27 protein-coding genes and 1 tRNA gene are annotated in these 25,686 nt (G+C 61.4%); 15 read left to right on the plus strand and 13 right to left on the minus strand.

All coding sequences use genetic code 11. From position 1 onward, the window contains the following. The 14 genes from CW354_RS20655 to CW354_RS20720 all read left to right on the plus strand — a co-directional run bounded on the left by CW354_RS20655 (nucleotide 1) and on the right by CW354_RS20720 (nucleotide 11,378). Nucleotides 1-1,005: a septal ring lytic transglycosylase RlpA family protein gene (locus CW354_RS20655; protein ID WP_104832006.1), complete on the plus strand. Its 1,005-nt coding sequence runs from the start codon at nucleotides 1-3 to the stop codon at nucleotides 1,003-1,005. Nucleotides 1,006-1,088: 83 nt separating this feature from the next. After that, a complete protein-coding gene (locus CW354_RS20660; protein WP_104832007.1) occupies nucleotides 1,089-2,258 on the plus strand; it encodes a D-alanyl-D-alanine carboxypeptidase family protein in 1,170 nt (389 codons plus the stop codon). A 1-nt stretch (nucleotide 2,259) separates the two neighbouring features. Further along, a complete protein-coding gene (gene tmk, locus CW354_RS20665) occupies nucleotides 2,260-2,940 on the plus strand; it encodes a dTMP kinase (RefSeq protein WP_104832390.1) in 681 nt (226 codons plus the stop codon). Nucleotides 2,941-2,982: 42 nt separating this feature from the next. Next, on the plus strand, nucleotides 2,983-4,005 hold the full coding sequence (locus CW354_RS20670; RefSeq protein WP_104832008.1) for a DNA polymerase III subunit delta': 1,023 nt from the start codon (nucleotides 2,983-2,985) through the stop codon (nucleotides 4,003-4,005). Beyond that, nucleotides 4,005-4,808: a TatD family hydrolase gene (locus CW354_RS20675; protein ID WP_243396500.1), complete on the plus strand. Its 804-nt coding sequence runs from the start codon at nucleotides 4,005-4,007 to the stop codon at nucleotides 4,806-4,808. The genes CW354_RS20670 and CW354_RS20675 overlap by 1 nt, the downstream gene beginning before the upstream one ends. After that, nucleotides 4,805-5,650, plus strand: a complete 846-nt coding sequence (locus CW354_RS20680; protein ID WP_104832009.1) for an MBL fold metallo-hydrolase — start codon at nucleotides 4,805-4,807, stop codon at nucleotides 5,648-5,650. Before CW354_RS20675 ends, CW354_RS20680 begins: the two co-directional genes overlap by 4 nt. A 40-nt stretch (nucleotides 5,651-5,690) precedes the next feature. Beyond that, a complete protein-coding gene (locus CW354_RS20685) occupies nucleotides 5,691-6,122 on the plus strand; it encodes a hypothetical protein (protein ID WP_104832010.1) in 432 nt (143 codons plus the stop codon). Nucleotides 6,123-6,209: 87 nt separating this feature from the next. Then, nucleotides 6,210-7,043 carry a helix-turn-helix domain-containing protein gene (locus tag CW354_RS20690; protein ID WP_104832011.1) on the plus strand — a complete coding sequence of 278 codons (834 nt, stop codon included), beginning with the start codon at nucleotides 6,210-6,212 and terminating at the stop codon, nucleotides 7,041-7,043. Between the two features lie 369 nt (nucleotides 7,044-7,412). Beyond that, nucleotides 7,413-8,360, plus strand: coding sequence for an aminotransferase class IV (locus tag CW354_RS20695; RefSeq protein ID WP_104832392.1), 948 nt, complete (start codon nucleotides 7,413-7,415; stop codon nucleotides 8,358-8,360). A 20-nt stretch (nucleotides 8,361-8,380) separates the two neighbouring features. Next, complete coding sequence (locus tag CW354_RS20700) at nucleotides 8,381-8,743, plus strand: MmcQ/YjbR family DNA-binding protein (protein WP_104832012.1); 363 nt, start codon at nucleotides 8,381-8,383, stop codon at nucleotides 8,741-8,743. Nucleotides 8,744-8,846: 103 nt separating this feature from the next. Further along, entirely contained in the window at nucleotides 8,847-9,329 is a 483-nt protein-coding gene (locus CW354_RS20705; RefSeq protein WP_133162406.1) for a hypothetical protein, read from the plus strand. Between the two features lie 9 nt (nucleotides 9,330-9,338). Then, entirely contained in the window at nucleotides 9,339-10,040 is a 702-nt protein-coding gene (locus CW354_RS20710) for a sulfotransferase-like domain-containing protein (RefSeq protein WP_104832014.1), read from the plus strand. A gap of 103 nt (nucleotides 10,041-10,143) precedes the next feature. After that, on the plus strand, nucleotides 10,144-10,443 hold the full coding sequence (locus CW354_RS20715) for a hypothetical protein (protein WP_104832015.1): 300 nt from the start codon (nucleotides 10,144-10,146) through the stop codon (nucleotides 10,441-10,443). Between the two features lie 59 nt (nucleotides 10,444-10,502). After that, nucleotides 10,503-11,378, plus strand: a complete 876-nt coding sequence (locus CW354_RS20720) for a glycosyltransferase family 2 protein (RefSeq protein ID WP_165793883.1) — start codon at nucleotides 10,503-10,505, stop codon at nucleotides 11,376-11,378. On the opposite strand, the gene nusG is transcribed toward CW354_RS20720, so the two are convergent. The 3 genes from nusG to CW354_RS20735 form a co-directional block, all read right to left on the minus strand. Continuing rightward, the gene (gene nusG, locus CW354_RS20725; RefSeq protein WP_104832017.1) at nucleotides 11,375-11,908 is read right to left on the minus strand and encodes a transcription termination/antitermination protein NusG; all 534 of its coding nucleotides are present in this window, start codon (nucleotides 11,906-11,908) and stop codon (nucleotides 11,375-11,377) included. The two genes, CW354_RS20720 and nusG, sit on opposite strands and share 4 nt — an antisense overlap. Nucleotides 11,909-11,930: 22 nt before the next feature. Beyond that, on the minus strand, nucleotides 11,931-12,215 hold the full coding sequence (gene secE, locus CW354_RS20730; RefSeq protein ID WP_104832018.1) for a preprotein translocase subunit SecE: 285 nt from the start codon (nucleotides 12,213-12,215) through the stop codon (nucleotides 11,931-11,933). 250 nt (nucleotides 12,216-12,465) lie between these two features. Further along, the gene (locus CW354_RS20735; RefSeq protein WP_104832019.1) at nucleotides 12,466-14,439 is read right to left on the minus strand and encodes a hypothetical protein; all 1,974 of its coding nucleotides are present in this window, start codon (nucleotides 14,437-14,439) and stop codon (nucleotides 12,466-12,468) included. A gap of 266 nt (nucleotides 14,440-14,705) precedes the next feature. Here CW354_RS20735 and CW354_RS20740 point away from each other — a divergent pair, with 266 nt between their 5' ends. After that, nucleotides 14,706-15,341, plus strand: a complete 636-nt coding sequence (locus CW354_RS20740) for a methyltransferase domain-containing protein (protein WP_104832020.1) — start codon at nucleotides 14,706-14,708, stop codon at nucleotides 15,339-15,341. A 35-nt stretch (nucleotides 15,342-15,376) separates the two neighbouring features. On the opposite strand, the gene CW354_RS20745 is transcribed toward CW354_RS20740, so the two are convergent. The 10 genes from CW354_RS20745 to CW354_RS20790 all read right to left on the minus strand — a co-directional run bounded on the left by CW354_RS20745 (nucleotide 15,377) and on the right by CW354_RS20790 (nucleotide 25,686). Further along, nucleotides 15,377-15,452 (minus strand) — tRNA-Trp (locus tag CW354_RS20745). A gap of 47 nt (nucleotides 15,453-15,499) precedes the next feature. Then, nucleotides 15,500-16,666 carry a lipid-A-disaccharide synthase gene (gene lpxB, locus CW354_RS20750; protein ID WP_104832021.1) on the minus strand — a complete coding sequence of 389 codons (1,167 nt, stop codon included), beginning with the start codon at nucleotides 16,664-16,666 and terminating at the stop codon, nucleotides 15,500-15,502. Beyond that, nucleotides 16,663-17,508, minus strand: coding sequence for an LpxI family protein (locus tag CW354_RS20755; protein WP_104832022.1), 846 nt, complete (start codon nucleotides 17,506-17,508; stop codon nucleotides 16,663-16,665). Before CW354_RS20755 ends, lpxB begins: the two co-directional genes overlap by 4 nt. Beyond that, the gene (gene lpxA / locus CW354_RS20760; protein ID WP_104832023.1) at nucleotides 17,508-18,296 is read right to left on the minus strand and encodes an acyl-ACP--UDP-N-acetylglucosamine O-acyltransferase; all 789 of its coding nucleotides are present in this window, start codon (nucleotides 18,294-18,296) and stop codon (nucleotides 17,508-17,510) included. The genes CW354_RS20755 and lpxA overlap by 1 nt, the downstream gene beginning before the upstream one ends. A gap of 11 nt (nucleotides 18,297-18,307) precedes the next feature. After that, nucleotides 18,308-18,772: a 3-hydroxyacyl-ACP dehydratase FabZ gene (gene fabZ, locus CW354_RS20765; protein ID WP_104832024.1), complete on the minus strand. Its 465-nt coding sequence runs from the start codon at nucleotides 18,770-18,772 to the stop codon at nucleotides 18,308-18,310. Between the two features lie 4 nt (nucleotides 18,773-18,776). Further along, on the minus strand, nucleotides 18,777-19,763 hold the full coding sequence (gene lpxD, locus CW354_RS20770; protein WP_104832025.1) for a UDP-3-O-(3-hydroxymyristoyl)glucosamine N-acyltransferase: 987 nt from the start codon (nucleotides 19,761-19,763) through the stop codon (nucleotides 18,777-18,779). Between the two features lie 164 nt (nucleotides 19,764-19,927). Beyond that, the gene (locus tag CW354_RS20775) at nucleotides 19,928-20,566 is read right to left on the minus strand and encodes an OmpH/Skp family outer membrane protein (RefSeq protein WP_104832026.1); all 639 of its coding nucleotides are present in this window, start codon (nucleotides 20,564-20,566) and stop codon (nucleotides 19,928-19,930) included. A 16-nt stretch (nucleotides 20,567-20,582) separates the two neighbouring features. Further along, complete coding sequence (gene bamA, locus CW354_RS20780) at nucleotides 20,583-23,195, minus strand: outer membrane protein assembly factor BamA (RefSeq protein WP_104832027.1); 2,613 nt, start codon at nucleotides 23,193-23,195, stop codon at nucleotides 20,583-20,585. 25 nt (nucleotides 23,196-23,220) lie between these two features. Next, nucleotides 23,221-24,450, minus strand: coding sequence for a M50 family metallopeptidase (locus tag CW354_RS20785; RefSeq protein WP_104832028.1), 1,230 nt, complete (start codon nucleotides 24,448-24,450; stop codon nucleotides 23,221-23,223). 18 nt (nucleotides 24,451-24,468) lie between these two features. Continuing rightward, nucleotides 24,469-25,686: a 1-deoxy-D-xylulose-5-phosphate reductoisomerase gene (locus CW354_RS20790; protein ID WP_104832029.1), complete on the minus strand. Its 1,218-nt coding sequence runs from the start codon at nucleotides 25,684-25,686 to the stop codon at nucleotides 24,469-24,471.

Raw genomic sequence — 25,686 nt, forward strand, 5'->3', positions numbered from 1 at the left:
ATGAGCCATCCGGCGTCCTTTCTCCAGAAACTCTTTGCGCTTTTCCTGATGGCGCTGGCCGCGGCCTGCGCTACGGGGCCTGGCGGCGGGAAGGGCGGTTCCCCGCATTACAAGGTCGGCAAGCCCTATAAGGTCAACGGCAAGTGGTACCGGCCCGAAGAAGACCCGCATTATTCGAAAACCGGCGTCGCCTCCTGGTACGGATCCCAGTTTCACGGCCGGCTGACGGCCAATGGGGAAATCTTCGACATGAACCGGCTGTCGGCGGCCCATACGACCCTGCCGCTGCCCTCCATGGTCGAAGTCACCAATCTCGAAAACAACCGCTCGATCCTCGTGCGGGTGAACGACCGCGGGCCTTTCGCTCATGGCCGGATCATCGATTTATCGCGGGAGGCGGCGCGCCGCCTCGGCTTTGAGCATCAGGGCACGGCGCGGGTGCGGGTGCGCTACGCCGGTCCGGCGCCGCTCAACGGCGCCGCGCCGAAATACGCCTCGAAACCGCAACGTATCGCGCGGGCGGCGCCCGTCCGGGAGGAAACGGTCAAACCCAGCGGCGGCGCTCCGGACGGCGACGCCATTTCCGAGCTTCTCACCAGCATGGAAAACGCGCCGGCGCTGACCCCTGGCGCTGAGAAGACGGCGATCGCAGAGGCCGAGGGCGGCGCGCCCGACGAGGTGGAAATCCCGGCGGCGGACTTGTCGACGCCAGCCCCGGAAGACGCGCGCATGGTGCATTCCAAAGCCCCGGCCGGCGCCGGGCTGGAGGCGCTTTATCTCGTGCGCGTTGCGGCGCTTTCCCGGCTCGACCATATCGACGCCCTGCGCGCCCAGCTTGGCGATCTCGGGACCTTGCGCATGTCGCGCGTTGAAACCGACGCCGGAACTGTGTTTTACCGCGTCAATCTGGGGCCGTTTTCCTCTATCGAAACGGCGGCCAAACGATTGGAAGCGGTGCGGCTGGCGGGCTATGCTGACGCCGCGCTGGTCACGTTGACGCCATAAGACGGCCCGAAAAGGGCGTTTAAAATCAAGGCGTTTGTCCCGGTTTCTCAACCGGCGGATCAGACTGTTGAAGGAGACGCGTTTTGCAGTTTTTAAAAATTCTCGCCGGCCTTGCGGTCTTGCTGTCCGGCGCCGCCTACGCCCAGCAGCCGATCACAACCCCGGCCGATTACGCCGTCATCATGGATTATCGCACCGGCGAAATTCTCTACGAGAAGAATGCGCGCACGCCGACGGCGCCGGCCTCCATGTCGAAACTGATGACCGTCGCCATCGTGTTCGAGCGCCTGAAAAACGGCTCCTTACAGCTCACCGATGAATTCGACGTCAGCGAAAAGGCGTGGCGCGAACGCGAAGGCTCGTCCATGTGGGTGCGCGTCGGCGACAAGATTTCCGTCCTTAATCTGTTGCGCGGCATCATCGTGCAGTCGGGCAACGACGCCTGCATCGTGGTGGCCGAAAACATTTCCGGCTCCGAAGAAGCCTTTGTGGAGCTCATGAACCGCAAGGCGCATGAATGGGGCCTCAACGATTCCACCTTCGGCAACCCGCACGGCAAGCCCGCGCCGGATCAGAAGATGAGCATGCGCGATCTTGCGCTCCTGACCCGCAAGATCATTTCCGACTACAGCGAATATTACGCGCTCTTCGCCGAGCGCGAATTCACCTGGGAGAAAATCCGTCAGGCGAACCGCAATCCGATCCTCGACATGGTCGAGGGGGCGGACGGGCTTAAAACGGGGCATACGGAAGAATCCGGCTATGGCCTTGTCGGCTCGGCGGTGCAGAACGGCGAGCGGCGCATCGTCGTCGTCAACGGCCTTTCCTCGGAACGCGAACGCGCAACGGAATCGGCGCGGCTGATGCGCATTGCCTTCAACGATTTCTCTACTAAGACCTTCTTCGAACCGGGCGACATCGTCGGCGCGGCCGAGGTCTTCAAAGGCAAAGACGCCCATGTGCCGCTGATCGCGCGCGAGCCGGTGAAACTCATCATGCACCGCTCGCTCATGGACGAGGCCAAGGCGACCATCGTCTATCAGGGGCCGGTGGCGGCGCCGGTGAAGGAAAACCAGCAGATTGGCTTTCTTCGCGTCGAAACACCGTCCGGGCCCGCGCGCGAATATGCGCTCTATGCGGGCCAGCCGGTGAAAGAGACGGGCATATGGGGCAAGATCGGCCTCGCCGCGAAAAAGCTTCTGGCCAAACCCCATGACGAAACCGCGCTTCCTGAAGCGCAAGCCGCGCAATAAAATGGACGCGCCCGACGCCTGGACCGGCCTCTTCATCTCCTTCGAGGGCGGAGACGGCGCCGGCAAGACAACGCAGATTACACGGCTCGCCGAAATCCTGCGCGCCGAAGGCCGCGAGGTCGTATTGACGCGCGAGCCAGGCGGATCGGAAGGCGCCGAGGCCATCCGCAAACTCATTCTTGAAGGCGACGCCGACCGCTGGTCGCCGCTCGCCGAAGCGCTCCTCATGTACGCCGCGCGCGAAGACCATCTCGAGCGCACCATCATCCCGGCGCTGCATCGCGGCGCGGTGGTCATCACCGACCGCTTCGCCGACTCCACCATGGCCTATCAGGGACTTGCCGGATCGCTCGGCGAAGAAACCGTCTCGACGCTTTACAAGCTCGTGGTCGGCGAGCGCGGCCCGGACCTCACCATCATTCTCGACATCCCGGTGGAAGAGGGGCTGAAACGCGCGGGCCATCGCGCCGGAGACAAAAAAAACGCCGGGCATGGCGGTGAACAGCGTTTCGAATCGAAGGGAACCGCCTATCAGGAAGAGGTGCGCCAGGCCTTTCTGGAGATCGCCCGGCGCGAACCGGAGCGCTGTCTCGTCGTCGATGCGCGGGGCGATGAGGAAAGCGTCGCCGCGCAGCTCCGCAAAGCTGTGGAGGCGCGCCTGCCGGGCCTTTTTTCCGCCTGATCCCGCCTTCCATAGGCGGCTCAAACGGAATAACACCATCTCATGGAAGAGGACTTGATCCCGCCCCGCGCACGCGCGCGCCAGATCGGCCGCGAGCCCTTGGAAAAGCGCCTGCGCGCCGCCCTTGAGGCCGGGACGCTGAGCCATGGCTGGATCCTGGCGGGGCCTGAAGGGGCGGGCAAGGCGACGCTCGCCTATCGCATCGCCCGGGCCGTTCTTGACCGCCAAGCGCTCGAACCGGGCGACACGCTGGACATGCCCGAAACGGCGCGGGTCTTTCGCCTGATCGCCAGCCAGGCGCAGCCCGACCTTTTTGTCGCCGAGCGGCTGTGGGACGAGAAAAAAGGCAAGCAACAGGCTGAAATTACGGTCGAAACCATCCGGAAGCTGACATCGTTTCTGAGCCATACGGCGTCGGGCGCCGGCGCGCGCGTCGCCATTGTCGACACCGCTGACGATATGAACCGCAACGCCGCCAACGCGCTCTTAAAAGCGCTGGAAGAGCCGCCGCCGGGAACGCTCCTGCTGCTGCTCTCCGCGACGCCGGGGCGGCTTCTGCCCACCATCCGCTCGCGCTGCCGGCGCATCGATCTGCCGCCGCTGTCTAATGATGTTGTGGAAAAGTTCCTGATTTCCGAAGCCGTCAGCATGGGCGACGCGAAAAACATCGCCGATCACGCCCGCGGCCGGCCCGGCTATGCGCTGACATTGGCGGCGGGCGAGGGGGCCGACGCCATCCGCCTGGCGCAAGCGTTTCTCAATGCGGCGCAAAAAGGCGGCGACATCTCGAAAATCATCGCCGGGGTTTCAGGCAAAGCCGGGGAAGGGTGCTGGCCGGTGTTTCTCGACACGGTGCTGACGGGGCTCAGCGACGCGGCGCGCATGGCGGCGATGCAAGGGAATGCGGAAGGTTTCGAGGGCGTTTCCGCCGGCGCGCTCCTCGACGCCTGGCAGGCGCTGACGCAGCTTTCGGGGCGCGGCGAAGCGCTTAATCTCGACCGCGCGCAATTGCTTCAGGCGATGGCGTTCGACCTTAAAGCCGCGCTCAAGGCGCAGGCCGCCTGATGGCGCATCCGATGTTTGTCGACAGTCACGTTAATCTGCATTCGGAGAAATACGCTGAAGACCTCGACGCGGTCATGGCGCGCGCGCGCGAGGCGGGCGTCGGAACGATGCTGACCATCTCCGATCAATTGTCGTCGACCGAGGCGATCAAAGAAATCGCCGCGCGCGATCCGAATATCTGGCGCAGCGTCGGCGTGCATCCGCATCATGCAAAGGATTATGCGGATCTTTCCGCTGAGACGCTGGTCGACATGGCGGCGGATGACGACGTTGTCGGCATCGGCGAATGCGGCCTCGATTTCTATTACGAATATTCCGACCGCGAGGCGCAAGAAGCCGTCTTCCGGGCTCATATCGCCGCGGCGCAGAAAACGCGGCTGCCGCTGATCATCCATACGCGCGACGCCGATGACCTCATGCGCGCAAAGCTGGAAGAGGCGCATGGGGAAGGGGGCTTCGTCCCCCTCCTCCATTGCTATACGGGCGGGCCGGCGCTCGCCGAGGCGGCGCTCGGGCTCGGCGGATACGTTTCTTTTTCCGGCATCATCACCTTCAAGAATGCAAGCGATGTGCGCGCGGTCGCCGAGACGACGCCGCTGGAGCGGATCATCATCGAGACCGACTGTCCTTATCTCGCGCCAGTCCCGAAGCGGGGACGGCGCAACGAGCCGGCTTATGTGGTTCATGTGGCGGAAAAGCTGGCGGAGATAAAAGGGATGAGCGTCGAGGAGATCGCCGCCGTCACTACGGATAATTTCTTCCGCCTGTTTTCAAAGGCGCGCGCGCCGCAAGAGGTTTCATGACGGCTAAGTTGCGCATCACCGTCTTGGGCTCCGGCTCCTCCGGCGGCGTGCCGCGTTTCGGCGGACCTGACGGGGCGGGCGACTGGGGCGAATGCGATCCGAACGAACCGAAGAACCGCCGCACGCGCTGTTCGATCCTGGTGCAGCGCGAACACCCGGAACACGGTTTCGCCCATGACAAGGTGACCTCCGTTCTGGTGGATGCGTCGCCGGACATGCGCGCGCAATTGCTGGCGGCGCGCTGTTCGCGCCTCGATGCGGTGCTGTTCACCCATGATCACGCGGACCAGACGCACGGCATCGACGATTTGCGCGTTTTCGCCCTGCAGATGCGCCGGCGCATGCCGGTCTATATCGATGACGCGACAGCCGGCCGTCTTCTGGAGCGGTTCGATTATTGTTTCGAACAGCCGCCGGGCAGTCTTTATCCGGCGATCCTCGAAAAAATCGACATGCCGCCTTGCGGTGAGGAATTCTCCGTAGACGGACCGAGCGGGCCGATCCCGGTAAAAGCGTTCCTGCAGTTTCACGGCAATGTCGACTCTCTCGGTTTTCGCTTCGGCGATATGGCCTATTCCAGCGACGTGGTCGGCCTGCCCGAAGAAAGCTTTGCTACACTGACTGGTGTAAAATGCTGGATCGTCGACGCCTTGCAATACAAACCCCATAAAACCCACGCCCATCTCGATCTCGCCCTGGAATGGCTGGCGCGCGTCGGGCCCGAGAAGGGTATTCTCACTAACCTGCACGTCCATATGGACTACGAAACCCTCAAAAACCGGCTTCCGGCGGGCGTCGCGCCTGCTTATGACGGCTTGACGATCATGGGAAATGCTGAATAACGGAAGAGGCGTTTTTCAAGCGTTCCGGGGTGAGGGAAATATGAATAATTTCAAGCAAATATTGCTTGTTTTGATGGCGATGGGCGCGGCCGCCTGCAGCGGCGGCGAAGAGGCCGGCGCCGACGCAAAAACCGTCAACGCCGAGAACGCGGATAGCGCAAGCGAAGCCGTCGAGGTTTATTCCGTACACCTCACACGCATCGCCGATGCGTTGGAGGCGGTGGAGTCGGAAGCGGGCGCGCAGACGGCGGCGCAGGTCATCGCCGATGCGACAAATGAATTTGAAATTCTCGCCGAGAAATTCAACGAGGCGAACAAGATGCAATTGACCGCCGCCATGGCGGCGCGCGCAAACGATCTGACCAAACCGCAAATGCGGATCGGCATGGCCATGCAGACACTTACAAGCGAGCATCCGGAATATTTAGAGACGATAAGCGAGGCGATGGACGAGATGCCGCCGCTGCAATGAGTATTTGACGGCCCGTTTCGCATTTTCGCCGCAAAACGGGCTCATTGGCGCAGTAAAATGCGTGTGTAAATTGCGCAGGGGAAGGCGATGGCGCTGGAATATTACATGCCGCGAGCGGATCTTCGCGACTATGTCCGCGCCTATTATTATTTCTCAACGGACAATCCGACGATCCAGCCGCTTTGCGCGGAAATGGGCAATATTCGCGTCGTCCTTGGCGGCGGCGGGTTCCTGCACATGCCCAACGGGGACAAACAGAAAATCATCTCGGCGTTTCTGATCGGTCCCACCATGGGCGCTTACTGCATGGAGGCGGAAGCGGGCACGCGCGTCTTCGGCATCGGCGTGCGCCCGAAAGGATGGATGACGCTTTGCGGCGTGAGCGCCGAGGAGGCCACGGACCGGGTCATCGACCTCACATCTTTCGCGGGCGGCATGGCGCGTTCGAGCATCGAGGAAATGCGCAACGCCCGCAGTCTCAGCGAGCTGGCCTTCGCGGCGGACCGGTTTTTCGCTCAAATTTTAATGAAACAAGGCGCGCGTCGCACAGCGCCATATCCGGAAGCGCTGGGGCGCTGGCTGCTCGATCCGAACGATCTCGGTCTCGATTCGCTGCTTTCCACGATGGATGTGTCCCGACGTCAGACCGACCGGATCGCAAAACTTTATTTCGGGGCGTCGCCGAAATATCTGCAGCGCAAATACCGCGCCTTGCGTGCGGCCGACCGGATCCGCGCCGGCGAGACGGACTGGCTCGCGGCCGCCGGCGACGGCTATTATGACCAATCCCATTTCATCAAGGAATTCAGGACCTTCATCGGCGTGACGCCGAGACAGCTCATGGGCAACCAGGCTCAGCTGATCACGGAGATCCAAAGCCAGCGCTCCGAGGCGCTGTCATTGCCGCTGGCAAGCTTCTAATTCTGCAGTTTAATATTGAGATGGCCAATATTTCCTATAGCGACGCTGAATTACAGGGTAATGTGCCGACATTGTAGGGAGAATGCCGCTACCAGAACCAGCCAGCCGGAAGGGAGAGACCGGCGGGGGACGAGGTTCTGGGCATCACGGGAACGCACAAGCCTCGCCGCCGCGATGTTTGTGCGTTCCCGACGTTTTTGGGTCCGATTCCTATAGGCGCCGCCGCCTAAAATCCGCCCTTCCGCACATTCCAATAATTTGCGACAATATAAATTGTGCAACAAATGCATGAAGCCTGAGACGCGGCTTCCGGCTGGCTTTTGAACGTCCCCGATTGCGGATCGACCTGTGCTGTTCGATAAAGGCGCCATGACCCATTCGACACACGCTTATGCGCCCGACCCGCGAAACGACTCCATCCTTATCGACATCAACGGCGAATTGTTTCCGCGCGCCGACGCGAAGGTCTCGGTTTTCGATTCCGGTTTCGTGCTCGGCGACGGCGTCTGGGAAGGTTTGCGCGTTTACGCCGGACCGGACGGCAAAGGCGTCATCGCTTTTCTCGACCGTCATCTGGCGCGGCTTTATGCTGGCGCAAAAACCCTCGATTACGAATTTCCGCTCAGCAAGACCGAGTTCGCCGAACGGCTCTATGCCTGCCTCGACGCGAACGAAGCGCATGACGGCGTGCATGTGCGCCTCATGACGTCCCGCGGCGTCAAGGCGACGCCTTATCAGGACCCGCGCGCGACCATTACGCCGCCGACCATCGTCATCATTCCGGAATTTAAAACGCCCTCCCCGGACGCCGGCGCGCGCGGCCTCAGTCTTTTCACTGTCCATGTCCGGCGCGGCTACCCGGACGTGCAGGACCAGAAACTCAACTCCCACTCGAAGCTGAATTGCATCATGGCGTGCATTCAGGCGGCGAAAGCGGACGCCGACGAAGCGCTGATGCTCGACCCGCACGGCTTTGTCGCGACCTGCAACTCCACGCATTTCTTTATCGTGAAAGACGGCGAAATCTGGACCTCCACCGGCGATTTCTGTCTTGGCGGCATCACGCGCAAAGTCATTATCGAAACCGCGCGCGAGGCCGGCGTCACCGTCCATGAACGCAACTTCTCGCTGCATGACGCCTATAATGCGGACGAAGCTTTTGTCACCGGCACCTTCGCCGGACTCACGCCGGTGGCGGAAATCGACGGTAGAACGCTCGGCGCCGCTTCCGGCCCGATGGTGGCAAAGCTGCGCGGCCTCTACAAGGAACGCGTGGCGAACGACATCAAAGACGGACGGCGCGTGAATTTCGACTGACCTTCTCAAGGGCGCTGACGATGGCGAAACGAAAACGCATCGCCTATGACGATCTGAAGGCGCTCGCGCTGTCGCTCGATCTGCCCGGCGTCACGGAAGCCGTCTCCTGGGGCCAGCCCTGCCTCAAAGCTCATGGCAAGCTCTGGTTTTTCTGGAGCCCGACGGAAGACGCGCCGGTCTTCAAAGTCCCTTTCGAAGAGCGCGATATGCTCGTCGAGGCCGAGCCGGAAACGTTTTTCTTCACGGATCACTATAAAAACCACAAACTCGTCCTTGTGCGCCCGGACCGCCTCGATATGGACTGGGCGAAGGCGAATCTCCTGCGCGTCTGGCGTGAGCAGGCGCCAAAAAGGCTCCTCAAAGCCTATGATGCGGGCGGCTGAATGGTGTTTGGGCGCCTCCCGGCCCCCTCGCGGTCTTGTCAAACGGCCATAAAATGCGAGAATTTCCCCCTTGGGGTTGTTTGGCGGACAAGGGGCGTTTGGGGTGTTGAATTTCATTCTTATCGGAGCCGCGGCGGCGGTCAGCGGCATGGCGCTTGGCGCGCTTATCGGCGCATGGTTTGCAGACCGAAAGCTGCGCAAACATTATCAGGAAGTGCGTAGCGAGATCGTCCGGTTGCGATCGGTGGCGGAGAAAAAGCTCGCCGGCGACGATCCGAAGCTCGACGATCTCCTTGAGAATCTCCACGCGGCCGCAAACAAGGCTTACGCCGCCATTCAGGCGATGGAGAATCAGGCGAAGTTCACGCGGTTGAAAAGCGACGGCGGCAAGGAAGTCATCGCCTCCTCCCGCCATATCATACGCATGATCGACGAATATTCCGGCGCCGAACCGGAACCTTACGTTATCGAGCCGAAGAAGAAACAGGCGCCGAAAGTCACCGCCGAGCCCGCTCAAAACACCGATGCGGCGCCGGTCCAGAAAGCGCTGGCCAAGAAGAAGTCAGCTGAAAACAATCAGGAATAAACCACCCGCATGCGGATCATCATGTTCTCAGGCCCGCGCAACATCTCCACAACGATGATGCGCAGTTTCGAAAGCCGTCCAGATACGGAGGTCCGGGACGAGCCTTTCTATGGCTGGTATCTGAAAACAAGCGGCGCGGATCATCCGATGCGCGCCGAGATCATGGCGAGCATGCCGACGGACTGGGCGGATGTGGTCGAAGACCTATGCTCCCCGGCTGCCGGCCCGGCCTATGTGTTCGAAAAACACATCGCCTTTCATTTCGCCGATATTTCGGATTTCGGCTGGCTCAAAGGCGCGAAGGTTCTTCACCTGATCCGCGACCCGCGCGCCATGGTCGCTTCTTACAAGAACAAATATGACGACGTCCGGCCGATCATCGACAGCTACCGCGTTCAGCGCCGCCTCTATAAACAATCGCCCGCCCCCGTCATCGACGCTGGCGACATCCTGAAAGCGCCGGGCGCTATGTTGCGCGCGCTCTGCGCCGCGCTGGACATGCCCTTCATGGAGGAGATGCTGTCATGGGAAGCCGGCCCGCGCGCGAGCGACGGCGTCTGGGCCGACCACTGGTATGACGCAGTGCGCGCCTCGACCGGCTTCAAGCCCTATGAGGAACGCGCGCTGACGCTGAGCCCGGAGCTTGAAGAGGTCGCGAAGGCGTGCGCGGAAGACTACGCCTTTTTCCATGAGCGGCGGCTGACGCTCTAGCGCCGTCCGTTAGGCGCCCGCGCGGAACGTGGCGTTTCCTCAAGGATCGGCATAAAGTTCCGGACTTGCCCGCCGGCCTTCTCTCGAAACGGAGCGCTTCAAGATGCTCGCAAGAGCCGCAACGACCCTGACCGGGGCCATCCTGGTGATCTATGGCGTCATCGCCGCCATATCTCCCCTGCCCCTGGGCGTTGTCCTTATCGTGCTCGGTCTTATCATGATCGCCGCCGCCAATCCGGCCGCGCGCCCGCTCATCCTCGCCATGCGCCGGCGCTGGCGCTGGTTTGACAAAATGGTGCGCCTCGCCGCGCACCGGTCGCCGCCGCGCTTTCATGAAACCTTCGAAGACACCGATCCGGCAAAGCATCCCGAGCCGCCGGAGGACAACGCCCGCGAAGGTTAATTTCCGCTGGAATGCATCTTGCTGAGCATGGCTGGAAGCGCCTTACGGATGCGGGACCCATGCTTTCAACATGCATTTTCGCCAGAAATGAAGAACGGCTTTTGCCGCAATGCGTCGGCTCGCTCGTGCGCGCCGGGCTCGGCGAGACGGATGAAGTCCATATTCTGGTCAACGGGTCCGCCGACAATACCGGGCTGACGGCGCGCACGCTCGGCGCGGCCGATCCGCGAATACGCGTCCACGACCTGCCTGTCGGCGATAAGGTGAACGCCTGGAACGAATATGTTCATCGGATTGCGCCGGCGCGCGCCGGCGCGCATGTCTTCATCGACGGCGATATTGCAGCCAGTCCGGACGCGCTGACAGCGCTTGCCAAAGCCCTCGCCGCTTCGCCGGAAAGCTACGCCGCCGCGGCCTTGCCCGCCTCAGGACGCAGCCGGCGCGCGTGGGCGCGCAGCCTCATCGCCAATCATTATCTCAGCGGCAATCTTTACGCGCTTTCCGGCGATGCGCTCGCCCTTTTCCGTGAAAAACGCATCAGGCTGCCTTTCGGCGCCAAAGGCGAGGACGGGCTTTTGTCTTATCTTCTGCTGACGGATTTGAAGGGCGGGAAAGACGACAGCCATAAGCGCCGGATCGTCATCGCCGAAGACGCGACCTTCGAATTCGAGTCCCTGCAGGCGAGCCTGCGCGACGCCGGACTCTACGCCCGCCGGTTGCTGCGCTATTCCGAACGGCATTTTCAGAAAAAAATTCTTTATCGAATTCTGAAAGAAGAAGGCGTCCGGGCTATGCCGGAAGCCGTCTCGGAAATCTATACGCAAGACGCCTGCAAAGGCCTGCGCCCGCGTTTCGACCCGGTGAACTTCTGGTTTGATCTCGCGATCCTGCGCCGCCTGAAAACGAATGCGGCGAGGCTTATAGAAGCGCGTTAAGCGCCCTTTTCAACCTGCGTAAATTCGAGCTCCACCGGCGTCGCGCGCCCGAAGATCGACACAGCGACCTTGACGCGCTCGGTGTCCTCGTCGACCTCCTCGACAATGCCGGAGAAAGAAGCGAACGGCCCGTCGGTGACGCGCACGGTTTCGCCGATCTCGAAGGTGATGGTCGAGCGCGGACGGCTTTCCCCCTCCTCGATAACGCCGCGAATACGGTCCACTTCTTTTTGCGGGACCGGCATCGGCTTGTTCCCCGAGCCGAGAAAGCCGGTGACTTTCGGCGTGTCCTTGATCAGGTGATAGGTCTCGTCATTGAGCGTCATCTTGACGAGCACATAGCCCGGAAAGAAACGACGCTCCGTATTGATCTTGCGGCCCCGGCGCACTTCCGTGACTTCTTCAGTCGGAACGAAAACTTCCTCGATGAGAGGATCGAGTCCCTTCTCTTTCGCGGAGGCCAGGATGGACTCGGCGACTTTCTTTTCGAAATTCGAATAGGCGTGAACGATATACCAGTTGCTGGCCATGACGGTTTCCGTTCTTGAATTCTTAATTGCTCGACCCGACGCAATCGATCGGGAGAACGTGGCAGACGACAAAGCGCAGTCCCTGATCCACGCCGAAGAAAAAGATCGACATGATCGCCACCATGATCAGCACCATGATTGTCGAGATCACCGTTTCATTGCGCGTCGTCCAAGTAACTTTCGCAGCTTCGTTACGCACCTGCTGAATGAACTCGAACGGACTGGTGCGTTTTTTCTTTTTCGTGACTTCGGCCGCTTTGCCTTCGATTACTGAGGCGTCGCCGCCGGATTTTTTGCTTTTCGCCATTCCAAGCCGCCTTCGGGACACAGTTTCTCGTGCGCGGGGTTCGCGCTCTCGATCTTCGAAAATTCCGGAAGATTGGCCCTAGGTATACTTTTTCGCAGCCCCGTCAAGGCGGCTGGCTGGGGAAATGGGGTCCGCCCCCATTTTACGGCCTTGAAAAGCCCCTGCGATGGGCCGTTTGCGGACCTCGTGGGGGCTTTTCAAGGCCGGACAAGCCCCCGCGCCCCGCCATTCCGGGGCCCTGGGCCGGGGCTTACTGTCCCCTCACCGCTTCCTTAATCTTCCCCCAGCTCACCGCATAAGGGTTGTCCGCCCCGAGCGGGCCTTCGGAGAAGGGGTGGTTTCCGACCACTCCGGCGAGGATGTAGTTCGACAGCATGACGCTCGGGAACGCCTTGGCCAGCGCGACATTGATTTCGTAATTCAGCCGCCCGCCCTGTTCGCCCCAGAGGAAGGTCTCGTACCAGTCCTTGTCCATCCAGTCGGGCCTGCCGAAATGCGACCCGCCTTCATAGAAGCCGACAAAGCGCACGCCGTACTGGCCTTCGCTCACGTCAACAAGCGTGCGAAGCGTTGCGAGATGGTAGGCAAGCGTGAGGCCGAACCCCGACGCCGGTCCGTTCAGGATAAAATCGGCGACGCGTTCAGCCGTTCCTTCCGGATCGCTCGCAATGCTTTCCCGCCAGCGTTCCCTGGCAAGACCTTTTAAAGCTTCCCGCTCTTTCTTGGAAACCTGCCAATATGTCCTGCGCTCCGCGTCCGTCAGCATCGGCCCCCACCAGTCGGCGTACCAGTATGACGCGACGGAAGAGCCGAATCCCGGCGCGTAATCGTCCCAGTTTTCGCCTTTCGATTCGAGCCACGCTTTGGCGGCTTCAAGCGACGCCTTTGTCGTACCCGCCCCGGTCTGGCCCTCGAAAATCACGGTGATGTCGAAATCCGTTCCGGCGCGGGCTTGCGCCCCGTCGATGGCCATTTTCAGGCGGGCGACGAGCACGCCATAGCCATGGCGGAGATTGTCGCCGATTTCGGGAAGACCTTTCGCCAGTTCATGGGCGTAATGGGAGCCCAGCCAATATTGTCTGGACCAGTTCCAGACCTCGTTGCCGGGCGCGATGTAAAGCGGGCGGTTTTGCGGATAGCCCTCGCTCGCCATCGCGGCGATCAGCGCGTCGGCGTAAGCGTCCCAGGCCGGACTGTCGAGGATCGTTTCGGCGTTGTCCTGCACCATGGCGAAAAACGCCTGATTCCACTCCTGCCCGTCGCCGCTTTCTGGCCGCAGGTCCCAGAAGGATTGCGGCGCGCCCAGCATCAGCGGCGCGTTCAGCCACAGCGCGTTGTCGTAAGCGATCCCGGCGTCGATGACGGCTTCCAGCGGCATGGATTGCTGCAGCGGTTTCGCCGTTCCAGAAGGCGGCCATCCGGCCCGTCCCCAGAAAAGCGAGCCCGGTTTCGCCAGTTGGTCGGGATGCGTGACGGTCGCCGTGCCGCCCGCCATAGGGTCCATCATGCGCAGCATGTCGTAATCGGCGAGATAGGGTTTAAGGCGCGGATTCCAGATTTCGCCCGCCTTATAAGCGTCCTCGTTTTCGGCGCGGATATAAGCAAGCTCGGTCAGCGGACAGTCGAGGCGCGTTATCGTCACCCTGAAACCGAGCCTCGGATTTTTCTCATAATCCCGCGTGAAGGCGAGCCGTCCCGGCGAGACGGAAACCTCGTCGCCGGGCCCGTCATTGATTTTGAACTCAGCGCACGCCGCCGGGCCCCAGAGAATAAGCCATTTGCCATCCCAGTTTTCCCCCTGAAGAAAACCGCCATAATAGAGGCGGTCGTTCTCCGGCATTTTCTGCGGATAGCCTTCGGGGCTGATATAGCCCCCGGCCAAAAGCTCTTCGTTGCTGAGCCTTTGGCTGTTGACGCCCCAATTGTTGTCGCCAAGCTGAAAGAGGTTGATGTAATAATCCTCGATATTATAGCTGACGGGATACCAGAGGCCGGCCTGCAACTGCGCTTCCTGCGCATGCGCGCGTCCGCAACTTTGTAGACCGGCGCCAAGGAGCAGCACGACCAGCGCGCTCAGCACTGCGCCGAACCGCGCTAAACTGCAAAACCGGATCATTAAAAAGCCTCCCCAAACGCCAGCTTTATTGTCGCGCATCGCCGGGGCGAAATCCAGCACCGAGCTATCGACTTCGCCGAGCCGCCACTCCCTGATTTCCCTCTCCACGCCTGCATGGCGGCTTTCGAGGGCAGATAAATTCGCGCAAGCCTTTCGCGGCTTCTTTTTAACGTCGGATACTCGCCCCTTCCACCTCAATAAAATAATAATATTCAGAAAATCAATAACTTATACACCATTCAGGCGCCAATTCTACACAGCTGCGGCACAATGATTGCGCAAGAGAAGCGATTGCGGCGCGCTGGACGAAGATTGCATTCCCGCATCGCTCTCTTTAACGGGAAATATTATCAGGGGTAATCCAAGGGGAAAGTATGACACCGCAAATGTTTGCAGAATTTGAAAAAATTCTGTCTGGCCGGAATGTCGGAGAACGCGTTCTGGAGATAGGCGCCGTGCCGACCTCCGACAGCCTCCTGAATCTGAAAGCATTCGACAACTGCGCCGAGCGCGTTGGCGTCAATCTCGACGGCGGCGAAAGTTATATCTTCGGCGCGACGTCAGATGAAAAACGATACAACATAGTCAAGGCAAACGCGAACGACATGCCGCAGTTCAGCGACAGTTACTTCGACACGATCATCACAAACTCAGTCATTGAGCATGACAAGTTCTTTTGGAAAACCATCTCCGAAATCAAGCGCATTGCGAAAAACGGCGCGCTGATCGCCATCGCCTCGCCCGGCTATGACATATTGGACAATGTGAGGCTTCCGGCGCTGAAGACGAAGATCAGACGCTTCCTGATCAACAAGTTTCATTTCCTAACACTGGGAACCTCCACCCTCGACATTCACAACTGGCCGGGCGATTATTACCGTTTCAGCCCACAATGTTATCGCGAAGTTCTTTTCGAGGGCATGGAAAATGTCGAGGTCTATTCCGTGATGATTCCACCGAGAATCATCGGAATCGGATACAATAAAAAATCCGAACAAAGCAGCTTCTGACCCGATACGCCGCCCCGGAACGGACCTTCCGGAAATGGCAGGGGCGGAGGGACTCGAACCCACGGCCCTCGGTTTTGGAGACCGATGCTCTACCAACTGAGCTACACCCCTAGGCCAAGGCCATTGCAATAAGGCCCGTTTGCGCCTGTTTCAATAGCTTAGGGCGTTTTTCCCGTTCCGAGCCAGTCGAGGACCGCCGCCGCCGCCGCGTCTCCCGGCGATCGCTCGCCGGCGAGCAGGCGGGCGATCGCCGGAAAAGCCTCGATCTGGCTGCGCCGCGCCGGCCCGTCCCGCATGAGCGGGGCGAGCGCCGCGGCCAGACGCTCCGGGCGGCAATCCCTTTGCAAAAGCTCCGGCGCAACCTCCCGTCCGGCGGCGATGTTGACCAGCGACACATGCGGCGTCGTCAACACCGCGCGCGCCCAGAGCTCCGTCAAAAGCTCCACCTTATAGGCGACCACCATGGGCGTTCCGAGAAGCGCGAGCTCGGCGGTGGCGGTGCCCGACGCGGCCAGCGCCGCATCGGCGGCGCGACAAGCCTCGAACCGTTCCTCGCCTTCCACGACGAAAGCGCCGCCCGGCCAGCCGGCGGCGAGCGCGCGCACGGCGTTTTCCGCCCCCGGGGCGGCGGATACAACCACGCGCAAATCCGGGAAGTCCGTCAGAAGCTTTTCAATGGCGCCGCGAAACGGCGCCGCATGGCGCTTCAATTCCGCGGCGCGGCTGCCCGGCAGCACCGCGAGCAAGGGCCCCGCCCCGATATTGTGTCTTGCGCGAAACGCCGCCTTATCGGAATCATGCGCAAGGATCGCCTGAAAGCCGGGATGGCCGACCCAGCGGGTATTCGCGCCCGCCTGTTCGAAATAGCCCGTTTCAAAGCCGAAAAGGCACAACACGCCGTCGAAAAGTTCCGCCGTTTTTTGCGCGCGCCGCGGGCGCGAGGCCCAGACCTGCGGCGCCACATATTTGATGAGCCGCATCTCCGGCGCGCGCTTGCGCAGGCGCATCGCCGCAATCTTCGAAAAGGACCAGCTGTCGATCAGGATCGCCGTCTGCGGCTTTTCCTTTTCGGCGAGATCGGCAAGCCGGTCGGCGGCTTTCAACGCCGCCGGCAGCGCCTGCAGCGCAGCGACGGGACCGATTACCGAAAAACGGTCAACGGGAAAAAGGCTCTCGAGCCCTTGCGCCGCCATGAGCGCGCCGCCGCAGCCGATGAAGGCCGCCTCCGGACAGCGTTTGCGAAGCGCCGCCATAAGGTCCGCGCCAAGGGCGTCTGCAGAAGGCTCCAGCGCGCACAGCAAGATCTTGAGCGGCGACGCGCTCACGCTTCGCCTTCAAGGTCTTGCTGCGTGAATCCATAGACAAACAACCCGGCCTCGTCCGCCAGCTGCGCCACTTCCCGCCGGTCGATGATAATGCAGTGTTTCGCCTCTACGGCGACGCCTGCAAGCCGCGCCCGCGCCGCCCGTCGGATGGTCTCGGCGCCGATCACGGGCAGGTCGATCCTAAGCTCCTGCCCCGGTTTCGGTCGCTTGACGAGGACGCCGCCGCGGCTCGCATCATTCGCCAGGGCCGCACAGCGGTCGAGCATGGCGTCGGTGCCCTCCGCCGCTTCGATGGCCAGCACGAACCCGTTGGCGACGACCGCGCCCTGGCCGACATCGAACGGGCCTAACGCCTGGACGATGGCGGCGGCCTTGCAAATATCGGCAAATTGCTCTTTCGCCGGGGCTAGGCGCCCCACAGGCCCGGCCTCGCACGCGACGTCTTCAACGACTTCGTCTGGACCGATGACCAGGAGCCCTTCGGCTTCGAGGGTTTCAACGAGCACGTTCAAAATGGCGCCGTCGCCCTTGCCCGCCGCCTTGATGATTTTCGGCAGCAAGGCCGCGCCGCGCCAGTCGGCTTTAAGATTCGCAAAGTCGGGCCGTTTAACGATGCCCGCGTAAACGGCGGCGTCACAGCCTTCTTGCTTCAGCATGCGGATGATTTTTCCGGCCTCGCCAATGGCGCAGTCCTCGCCGGGATAACCGCCAAGCCCCGGTTCGGCGACGCCGGCGAGACGAATGAAAAAGCACTCCTTGCCCGCCGCCGCGCAGGCCTCGGCGATCCTGAGCGGCAGCGCCCCGCCGCCAGCGATAACGCCCAGCTTGCGCCAGCGGGTCATCAGCCGTCCTGGTCCGGCGTCATCAGCGGGCGCGACTTGCCGGCGTCGACAAAGGAAAGCATGCGCATGACTTCCGCACTGGCTGCATATTTCTCGCGCACGACCTCAAGGCGGTTCTTGAAGACATCGTCGCCGAAAAACAGGATGCGATAAGCGGCGCGTAAATCATGCAGCGTCTTGCGTTCGAAGCCCCGGCGTTTGAGGCCGACAATATTCAGCCCGACAAGACGCGCGTGGTTGCCCACGGCCGAGGCGAAAGGAATGATGTCCTTGGTCACCGCGGCGCAGCCGCCCACAAAAGCATGGTCGCCGACGCGGCAATGCTGGTGCAGGGCGCAAAGGCCGCCGAGAAAGGCATGATCGCCAATGACGACATGCCCGCCGACGGCGACGCCGTTCGCGAAGATCACATTATCGCCGACCTGGCAGTCATGGGCGACATGCGAGCCGGTCATGAAAAACCCTTTGTCGCCGACGCGGGTCACGCCGCCGCCGGCCGTGGTGCCCCTGTTCATTGTCACATGCTCGCGAATGATGTTCCCGGCGCCGATGACCAGCCGCGACCCTTCGCCTTTGCAGCCAAGATGCTGCGGCGGGCCGCCGAGCACGGCGAAAGGCGAGACCCGGGTGTTCGCGCCGATTTCGACATCGCCCTCGATGACCACATGACGCTCCAGAACGACGCCGTCATGCAGCTTCGCGCCCACGCCCACATGGCAGAACGGACCGATTTCGACATCGCCGAGACCGGCCCCGTCTTCCACTATCGCTGTCGGATGAATGCTCATAAGTACGCGCGTCAGATTGCCTGAGCGAGCATGGCGGAGAATTGCGCTTCCGCAACACGCTTGCCGTCCACAGTGGCTTCGCCCTCAAAGCGCCAGACCGGCGGGCGGCGCTGCACGGTGCGCACGGCGATGCGCAATTGATCGCCCGGAACCACGGGGCGGCGGAAACGCGCCTTGTCGACGCCCATGAACAAAACGACCTTGCCCTCCACGTCGAGGTTTTCCGTATACGATGTATAAGCGGCGGCGGATTGCGCCATGGCCTCGATGATGAGGACGCCCGGCATGACCGGCTTTTGCGGAAAATGGCCCTGAAAAAACTGCTCCCCGTAACTGACATTCTTGATGCCCACGGCGCCTTCGCCGGGCACGATGTCCACCAGGCGGTCGACAAGCAAAAGAGGATACCGATGCGGCAGGATCTGCATCAATTCCTCTACATTGAGTACGCTTTTTCCGGGCTCAACCTTGGACATCGGCCTAACCATTCCTTTTTTTCGCCAGTTTCGCCAGCACCGCGGTTTCCCGCAACCAGTCTTTTATCGGCCGGCCCGGCCGGCCGCCCCATTTTTCTCCAGGCGGGATGTCCCGCATCAATCCGGACCCGGCGGCGATCTGCGCGCCGTCGCCAATGACGAGATGATCCGCGAGGCCGACCTGGCCGCCCATCATCACCCCGTCGCCGATGATGCAGCTTCCCGAAATGCCGGTTTGCGCTGCAATAATGCAATTGCGGCCGATTCGGGCGTTGTGGCCGATTTGGACGAGATTGTCGATCTTCGTCCCGTCCCCGACCATCGTGTCGCCAAGGGCGCCGCGATCGATGGTCGTGTTGGCACCGATATCGACGCCGTCTCCGATGACGACGCGGCCAAGCTGCGGAACGCTGACGATGCCCTTTGGTCCCTCGACAAAGCCGAAACCCGCCTGCCCGATGCGCGCGCCGGGAAGGATGCGCGCATTCTCGCCGATAAGGGCGCAGGAAAGGCTGACGCCGTCGGCGATTTCCGCCCCGGCGCCGATCACAACCCCCGGCCCTATGAAGACATGCGGCCCGATCGAAACGCCGTCAGCGATTTCGGCGGTTTCATCCACAAACGCCGTTTCATGAATGGCGGCACCTGGCGGCGTGTCCCTCATGCGGGCGCCGGCCTCCCGGGGCCGGTGCAACCGGCCGGCGATCAGCGAGAACGCAAGACGCGGATTTGAGCTAATGGCGACGGCGCCGCCGGGCGCCGCCGGCGCTTCCGGGGCGAAGCACAGCCCGTAATTTTTGCCCTCCAGCCGCTTCAGCGTGGCGGGCTTGTCGCAGTAGACGAGGATGTTTTCATCCAGGTTTTCGTCGAGAGATCCCGCCCGGCCGACCGGCGCGGCCCCGTCGCCGGAAACCAGCTCCGCGCCGGCAAGCTTCGCGGCCTCGGCGGCGGCAAGAGGCGCAAGCGTTTCGAAAAAACGGCTGTCCGGCATCAAAATCCTGCTTTGCTTACGTCCCGTCCCCTACGGTCATAAAACGCATTTTGCAGATAATCCATAGGCTTAGAGGCGACAGGCGGCGGATATACAAAGGCCGGCGGAAAATTCCGCCGGCCTTTTAGGGCCCCGCAAAAGAGGCTCGGATTTGTTTTGAAAGCCTAGTTCTTGGCGTTTTGCTGCGCCTTGGCCTGGGCTTCCTTGAGCTGTTTTTCCAGCTGGGCGAGCGAGATTTTCTCGACTTCGACCTCCGGGAATTTCTTGTCCAGCTTCGCAATGACCTCCTGGGTGACGTCCGTTTCGGGCGCCGCATACATCACCGCCGAGCGGTCCAGAAGGATGGTGGCGCCGCGATCCTCGACGATGTCTTTCAGGATCGGCTGGCTTTGAACGAGGATTTTCGCCTGCGCGTTCTGCACGGCCGCGTTGAACGCCTTTTCCATGATCTGGACGCGTTGCGGCAGGCCGTATTGATATTGGCCTGCGAGCTCCTGTTCTTTCTGCTTGCGCACTTCTTCGGACATCAAGGACGCATTTTTCTTGAAGTCCTCGATCTCTTTTTTGAGCTTGTCGGCTTCCGCCTCAAGCTCTTTTTCGACGCTTGCCTTCACCTTCTCAGCCTGTTCCGGAATGGTCTTGCCGGCCTTAGTCTGAGACACAAGCTGCGCGCGATCAACAATCAGAATGACCGGCGGCTTTGACGCCGACTGGGCTTCCGCGTTGCTGAAGACAGCGCCGCCTGCAATGCTTGCGATCAACAGCGAGGCAGCGCCCGCAATCGCGTAAAACTGTCTGTTCATGGTTTACACCTCTACCTTAAAAACTCGTCCCCGCGCTGAATCGGAACCCCTCTGTCCGGTCGTATTCCTCTTTCATCAGGATCTTGGCGAAATCGAACCTTACAGGACCGAACGGCGAATCCCAACTTACGGTCACCCCGGCCGTCGCCCTTAAGGAAAGATCGTCCTGCACCGGCGCCAAATCGACCACGCCGTCCCCGTCTGTGTCGAGCCAGAAATTCAGGTCGTTATTCAACGCCTTAGTATCGGAATCGACACTGCCAACCGTGCCGAAATCGCTAAACAGGGCCGCCCGAATGCCATATTGCTCAGGCAAAGGCAATGGCAGCAGGATTTCCGCGCTCCCGATGGCGTAGATCTTGGCGCCGATGGACTGGCCGAAGATTTTCCCGTCCCGGTCCGTGCGCGGCACCAGAACGCCATTTGGTCCCGCCGTGCCGGAAATATAGCGCGGCCCGACGCCGGCGACCTCGAAGCCCCGGAAAGTCGACGCGCCTTCGAAGAACCGGTCCGAGAGCCGGACATTGTCGCCGCCATAACCGTCGATATACCCGGCCCGGCCTTTCAGCGCGCCGATGAAGTCGCCGATGATCGGGTGATACCAGGCGCCGTTGAACTCGGTCTGGTAATAGTTAACGTCGCCGCCAAGCCCCGCCACGCTGACCGAGCCGCCGGCCCGCCAGCCGCGCCGCGGCGTGATCGGGTCGTCGCGCTTGTCGAAAGACAGGCTGAAGCCCACCAGCGATGTCAGGAAGCTGCCGCGCGATTCGCAGGTCGGCGTCAGCGATGCGTTCACGAAATCACAGAAATTAGCTGAAACCCTCTGCCCCGACGGATCGCCGTTGGCGTCGGTGAGCTGGGTGACGCTTGTCGGCATGGCGCCCGGTATGAGAATCGACAACGGATCGGCCCCAATATCGATAATTTGAGCGGACTGCGTGTCGATCTGCACCTTGTCGCGCGTCAGCAGATAATTCACGCCGCCGCGGCCATATTCAGACACCTGAAAGCCGGCGTTCAGTCCCATGCCGATCCGGTCGCGCACGAAGCCGGACTCTTTAAAGTCCGTGCGCTGATTGAAGATGGAGCCGCCCGCCGCAAGGTTGCGGTCGAGGAAATAAGGCTGGGTGAAGCGAAGGTCGACCTGCCGGGTCCGCGAACTCGCCTGCACGCGGAAGCGCAGATATTGTCCGCGGCCGAGAAGGTTTCGCTCTTCGACCGAAAGGTCGACAATGAAATTCTCGGTCGAGGAGATGCCGACGCCGACGCTGAGCGAGCCGGTGGACTGTTCCTCCACCGAGACGTCGAGTTCGGTTCTGTCCGGCGCCGAGCCCGGCTTTTCCTCGATATTCACTTCCTTGAAATAGCCTAGAGATCGGATTCGCGACCGCGATCGGTCCACGAGAACGCGGTTGAACGCGTCGCCTTCAGACAGCCGGATCTCTCGTCGGATCACCTTGTCGAGCGTGCGCGTATTGCCCTTGATGTTGATCCGGTCGACGTAAACCCGCGGGCCTTCATTGACGACGAAGGTAATGTCGATGGTGTTGGATTCAGGGTGGCGGGTCAGTTGCTCGCGAACATCCACAAAAGCATAGCCGACAGTGCCCGTGGCGAAAGTCAGGGATTCGATCGCCTTTTCGATCTTCTCAGAGTCGAATGTCTGGCCGGCTCTCATCGGCACATAGTTGACGAGCACGTCGCCCGAGAGCTTGGCGAGCGTCGTCTTCACGCGCACTTCGCCGATCGTGTATTTCGGCCCTTCATCCACGGTGAAGGTGATGAAGAAATCCTTGCGGTCGGGCGTCAGCTCGGCGACGGCGGAGACCACCTGAAAGTCCGCATAGCCGTGCTTGCCGTAAAACTCGCGCAGGAGCTGGCGCTCATATTCAAGCCGGTCGGGGTCGTAATTGTCGTAATTGGTGAAAAACCGCCACCAGCGGCTTTCCTTGGTCAGGATGACGCCGCGCAACTCATTGTCGGTGAAGACTTCATTGCCGATGAAATTGACCTTGGCGATGCCGGTTTTCGGGCCCTCGTCGATTTCATAGATGACGTCGATGCGGTTCTGATCGAGCGGCGTGACTTTCGGCGTCACCGTCGCGGCGAACCGGCCTTTCGCGCGGTAGAGCTCGATAATCTTCTGAACGTCGGACTGCACCTTGGCGCGGGTGTAGACCGTGCGCGCCGCAAGCTGGATCTCTTCGGTGATCTTGTCGTCTTTCAGGCGGCGATTGCCCTCAAGGATGACGCGGTTGACGATCGGGTTCTCATCGACCTCGATCAACAGCGTGCCGTTCGGCTGCATCTGGAGTTTCACGTCGGAGAAGAGACCGGTGCGGAAAAGCGTTTTCAGCGACAGGTCGAGCAATTCTTCTTCCGCCGGCATGCCCGGCTGCAGCGGAAGATAGGAGCCGACGGTCTCGGCTTCGATGCGCTGATTGCCCTTGACTGCGATGTTCTGAATGATCGGCGCCGGTTTTGATTCGAATAGCCCTTGAGCGAGCGGCGGGGCCTCAGCGCTTTGCTGGGCCGACTGCGCCGCCGCGCCCGTTACGGAGGCTAAGATAACCGCCGCAAGCGCAAGCCCCGCGCGAATAACGCCTCCCCCCGACTTGTACAAACTCATGCCGCCGCCCTAACTGCCTATGATGTTAGCTGTTTATGTCGTTCCAGGTCACAAAGATCATGAGCGACGCCAGCAAGACGAGGCCCAACCGAAAACCGAACGCCTGCGCCCGCGCGCCCAACGGTCTGCCGGCAACGGCCTCGTATGCGTAATACAATAGATGGCCGCCGTCGAGGACCGGTATGGGCAGAAGGTTCAGGAATCCAATGGACACCGACACAACCGCCGCGAGAGAAATAAAATCCACCAAACTCGCCCGCAGCTTCGTGAGGAAGCCGGGCGGCTCTCTATAGCTTGAGTCGTCAAAGCCCGACTGGATGGACTGGCCGGCGTATTTCGCCATTTTAATGGGCCCGCCCAACTGCCGCGCGTCTTCTTTGCCGAGAACGATGTTGCCGATATATTTCACGGTCATGGCCAGAATCCGGCCGAGTTCGCCAATCCCCTCGCCCAGCGCCCTGACGGGGCCGTATTTGCGGAAACTCACATGATCGCTGCCCGGCGGCGCTATGCCGAGTTGCCAGCGCGTAATCTTGTTGTCGTAGCGGTCCACAGATTCGACGCGGCGCGGCGTCACGGCGATCGCCTCGCGCGCGCCGTCCCGCTCCACAACGACATTCATCTCATTGCCGCCGCTGACGATCACCACATCGTACATATCGGCGAATTCCGTAATTTTACGGCCGTCGACCTCGATAATCCTGTCGCCGGGCAGGAAACCCGCCTCCTGCGCGGCGGAGCCTTCGGCGACGCCGCCGACGACCGGGTCCACCACGGCGCGGCCGAAAAACATAAAGAGCGCGGCGAAAATCGCTACGGCGAGAATGAAATTGGCGAAAGGCCCGGCCGCCACAACTGCTGCGCGCCGCCAGAGCGGCTTGAAGTGAAAACACACGGCGCGTTCCTCCGCGCTCATCTGTCCGGCGACGGCCTCTGCTTCGGAAGGCTTGGGGAACTGCGTCGTGACCGGTTTTTCCGAGGCTTCAGCCGGTCCTTGCGAAGCGGCGTTCAAGTCGCCGAAAAACTTCACATAACCGCCGAGCGGCAGCCACGAAATCCGCCATTCGGTGCCCTTGCGGTCGATCCATTTCATGATCGGCTTGCCGAAGCCGATGGAAAACACGTCGACTTTTACGCCCAACAGTCTTGCGACGGAGAAATGCCCGTATTCGTGTACGAACACGATGATCATCAAAAGGGCGATAAAAGCCGTGGCGGAAAACAACACGGCGATCAGCGTTTCGGCGAACGGCATCAGCGACTAATCCATCCTTCAGGCCGCGGCTTTCGCTGCGACGCATTCTTCCGCCATGCGTCGCGCTTGCGCATCCGCGTCCATGGCCTCCTCCAGCGTGCTCAGGCGCGCCGGACCGTTAAGACGCCCCGCCCGGTCCAATACCTGCTCGGAAACTGCGGCGATATCAAGGAATTTGAGCCCGCCGGCGAGGAAGGCGGCGACCGCCACTTCATTGGCGGCGTTGAGAACCGCCGGCATGATCCCGCCGGCGCCGATCGCCTCACGGGCGAGCCTGAGGGCGGGAAATCTATGCAAATCAGGGGCTTCGAAAGTCAGTTTGGCGACTTCCGCGAAGTTGAGCTGGGCGCTCGGGCTTGGGGTCCGTTTCGGCCAGGCGAGCGTCGTCGCAATCGGCGTTCTCATGTCGGGCGTGCCTAGCTGGGCGAGCACCGATCCGTCCACATATTCAACCATGGAGTGAATCACCGACTGCGGATGCACGAGAATTTCGATCTGCTCGTGTCCCACCGGGAAGATGTGCGCGGCCTCGATGAGCTCGAGGCCCTTGTTCATCATGGTGGCGGAATCGACGGATATCTTCGCGCCCATGGACCAGTTGGGATGCGCGACCGCCTGCGCCGGCGTCGCCTCCAGCATCGCCTCGCGCGTCCAGGTGCGGAACGGCCCGCCGGACGCCGTCAGGATGAGGCGCGAGACGCGGTCCGGCTGATCGAAATCGAAGACCTGAAAGATTGCGTTGTGTTCCGAGTCCACAGGCAAAAGCGCGCCGCCGCCTTCGCGGATCGCCTCGGTGACGACATCGCCGGCGCAGACGAGGCATTCCTTATTGGCGAGCGCGATGTCCGCGCCCCGGAGCGCGGCTTTCAAGGTGGGCTTCAGGCCGGCGGCGCCGACAATCGCCGCCATCACCCAGTCGGCGTCGCGGCTCGCCGCTTCTTCGACCGCGGCCGCGCCGGCGCCGGTTTCAATGCCGGTCCCTTCAAGCGCGGCTTTCAGGTCTCCGCCGAGGCTTTCATCGGCGACGGCGACGAATTTCGGTTTGAACTTTTTCGCCTGCTCGGCGAGCCTTTCGACATTGCGATTGGCGGTCAAGGCTTCGATTTCGAAGTCGGCCTCGCCGAGGCCGTCCGCATGCGCAAGCACGCTCAAGGTCGATTCGCCGATGGAACCGGTCGAGCCTAAAATCGTAATGCGTCGCCGGGCCCCGCGGCCCTGCGTAATCGGCGTCCCCAT

It is taken from the genome of Hyphococcus luteus, assembly GCF_002943565.1.
Classification (GTDB): domain Bacteria; phylum Pseudomonadota; class Alphaproteobacteria; order Caulobacterales; family Parvularculaceae; genus Hyphococcus; species Hyphococcus luteus.

Excerpts from the sequence above, each read along its gene's own strand:
- tmk (WP_104832390.1), top strand. The coding sequence starts at position 2,260 with ATGGACGCGCCCGACGCCTGGACCGGCCTCTTCATCTCCTTCGAGGGC.
- CW354_RS20785 (WP_104832028.1), bottom strand. The coding sequence starts at position 24,450 with ATGCCGTTCGCCGAAACGCTGATCGCCGTGTTGTTTTCCGCCACGGCT.
- secE (WP_104832018.1), bottom strand. The coding sequence starts at position 12,215 with ATGGCGAAAAGCAAAAAATCCGGCGGCGACGCCTCAGTAATCGAAGGC.
- CW354_RS20720 (WP_165793883.1), top strand. The coding sequence starts at position 10,503 with ATGCTTTCAACATGCATTTTCGCCAGAAATGAAGAACGGCTTTTGCCG.
- CW354_RS20740 (WP_104832020.1), top strand. The coding sequence starts at position 14,706 with ATGACACCGCAAATGTTTGCAGAATTTGAAAAAATTCTGTCTGGCCGG.
- CW354_RS20790 (WP_104832029.1), bottom strand. The coding sequence starts at position 25,686 with ATGGGGACGCCGATTACGCAGGGCCGCGGGGCCCGGCGACGCATTACG.
- CW354_RS20690 (WP_104832011.1), top strand. The coding sequence starts at position 6,210 with ATGGCGCTGGAATATTACATGCCGCGAGCGGATCTTCGCGACTATGTC.
- CW354_RS20675 (WP_243396500.1), top strand. The coding sequence starts at position 4,005 with ATGGCGCATCCGATGTTTGTCGACAGTCACGTTAATCTGCATTCGGAG.
- CW354_RS20680 (WP_104832009.1), top strand. The coding sequence starts at position 4,805 with ATGACGGCTAAGTTGCGCATCACCGTCTTGGGCTCCGGCTCCTCCGGC.
- lpxA (WP_104832023.1), bottom strand. The coding sequence starts at position 18,296 with ATGAGCATTCATCCGACAGCGATAGTGGAAGACGGGGCCGGTCTCGGC.
- CW354_RS20685 (WP_104832010.1), top strand. The coding sequence starts at position 5,691 with ATGAATAATTTCAAGCAAATATTGCTTGTTTTGATGGCGATGGGCGCG.
- CW354_RS20700 (WP_104832012.1), top strand. The coding sequence starts at position 8,381 with ATGGCGAAACGAAAACGCATCGCCTATGACGATCTGAAGGCGCTCGCG.
- CW354_RS20710 (WP_104832014.1), top strand. The coding sequence starts at position 9,339 with ATGCGGATCATCATGTTCTCAGGCCCGCGCAACATCTCCACAACGATG.
- CW354_RS20775 (WP_104832026.1), bottom strand. The coding sequence starts at position 20,566 with ATGAACAGACAGTTTTACGCGATTGCGGGCGCTGCCTCGCTGTTGATC.
- CW354_RS20670 (WP_104832008.1), top strand. The coding sequence starts at position 2,983 with ATGGAAGAGGACTTGATCCCGCCCCGCGCACGCGCGCGCCAGATCGGC.
- CW354_RS20695 (WP_104832392.1), top strand. The coding sequence starts at position 7,413 with ATGACCCATTCGACACACGCTTATGCGCCCGACCCGCGAAACGACTCC.
- lpxD (WP_104832025.1), bottom strand. The coding sequence starts at position 19,763 with ATGCCGGACAGCCGTTTTTTCGAAACGCTTGCGCCTCTTGCCGCCGCC.
- nusG (WP_104832017.1), bottom strand. The coding sequence starts at position 11,908 with ATGGCCAGCAACTGGTATATCGTTCACGCCTATTCGAATTTCGAAAAG.
- fabZ (WP_104832024.1), bottom strand. The coding sequence starts at position 18,772 with ATGTCCAAGGTTGAGCCCGGAAAAAGCGTACTCAATGTAGAGGAATTG.
- bamA (WP_104832027.1), bottom strand. The coding sequence starts at position 23,195 with ATGAGTTTGTACAAGTCGGGGGGAGGCGTTATTCGCGCGGGGCTTGCG.
- CW354_RS20655 (WP_104832006.1), top strand. The coding sequence starts at position 1 with ATGAGCCATCCGGCGTCCTTTCTCCAGAAACTCTTTGCGCTTTTCCTG.
- CW354_RS20755 (WP_104832022.1), bottom strand. The coding sequence starts at position 17,508 with ATGACCCGCTGGCGCAAGCTGGGCGTTATCGCTGGCGGCGGGGCGCTG.
- CW354_RS20715 (WP_104832015.1), top strand. The coding sequence starts at position 10,144 with ATGCTCGCAAGAGCCGCAACGACCCTGACCGGGGCCATCCTGGTGATC.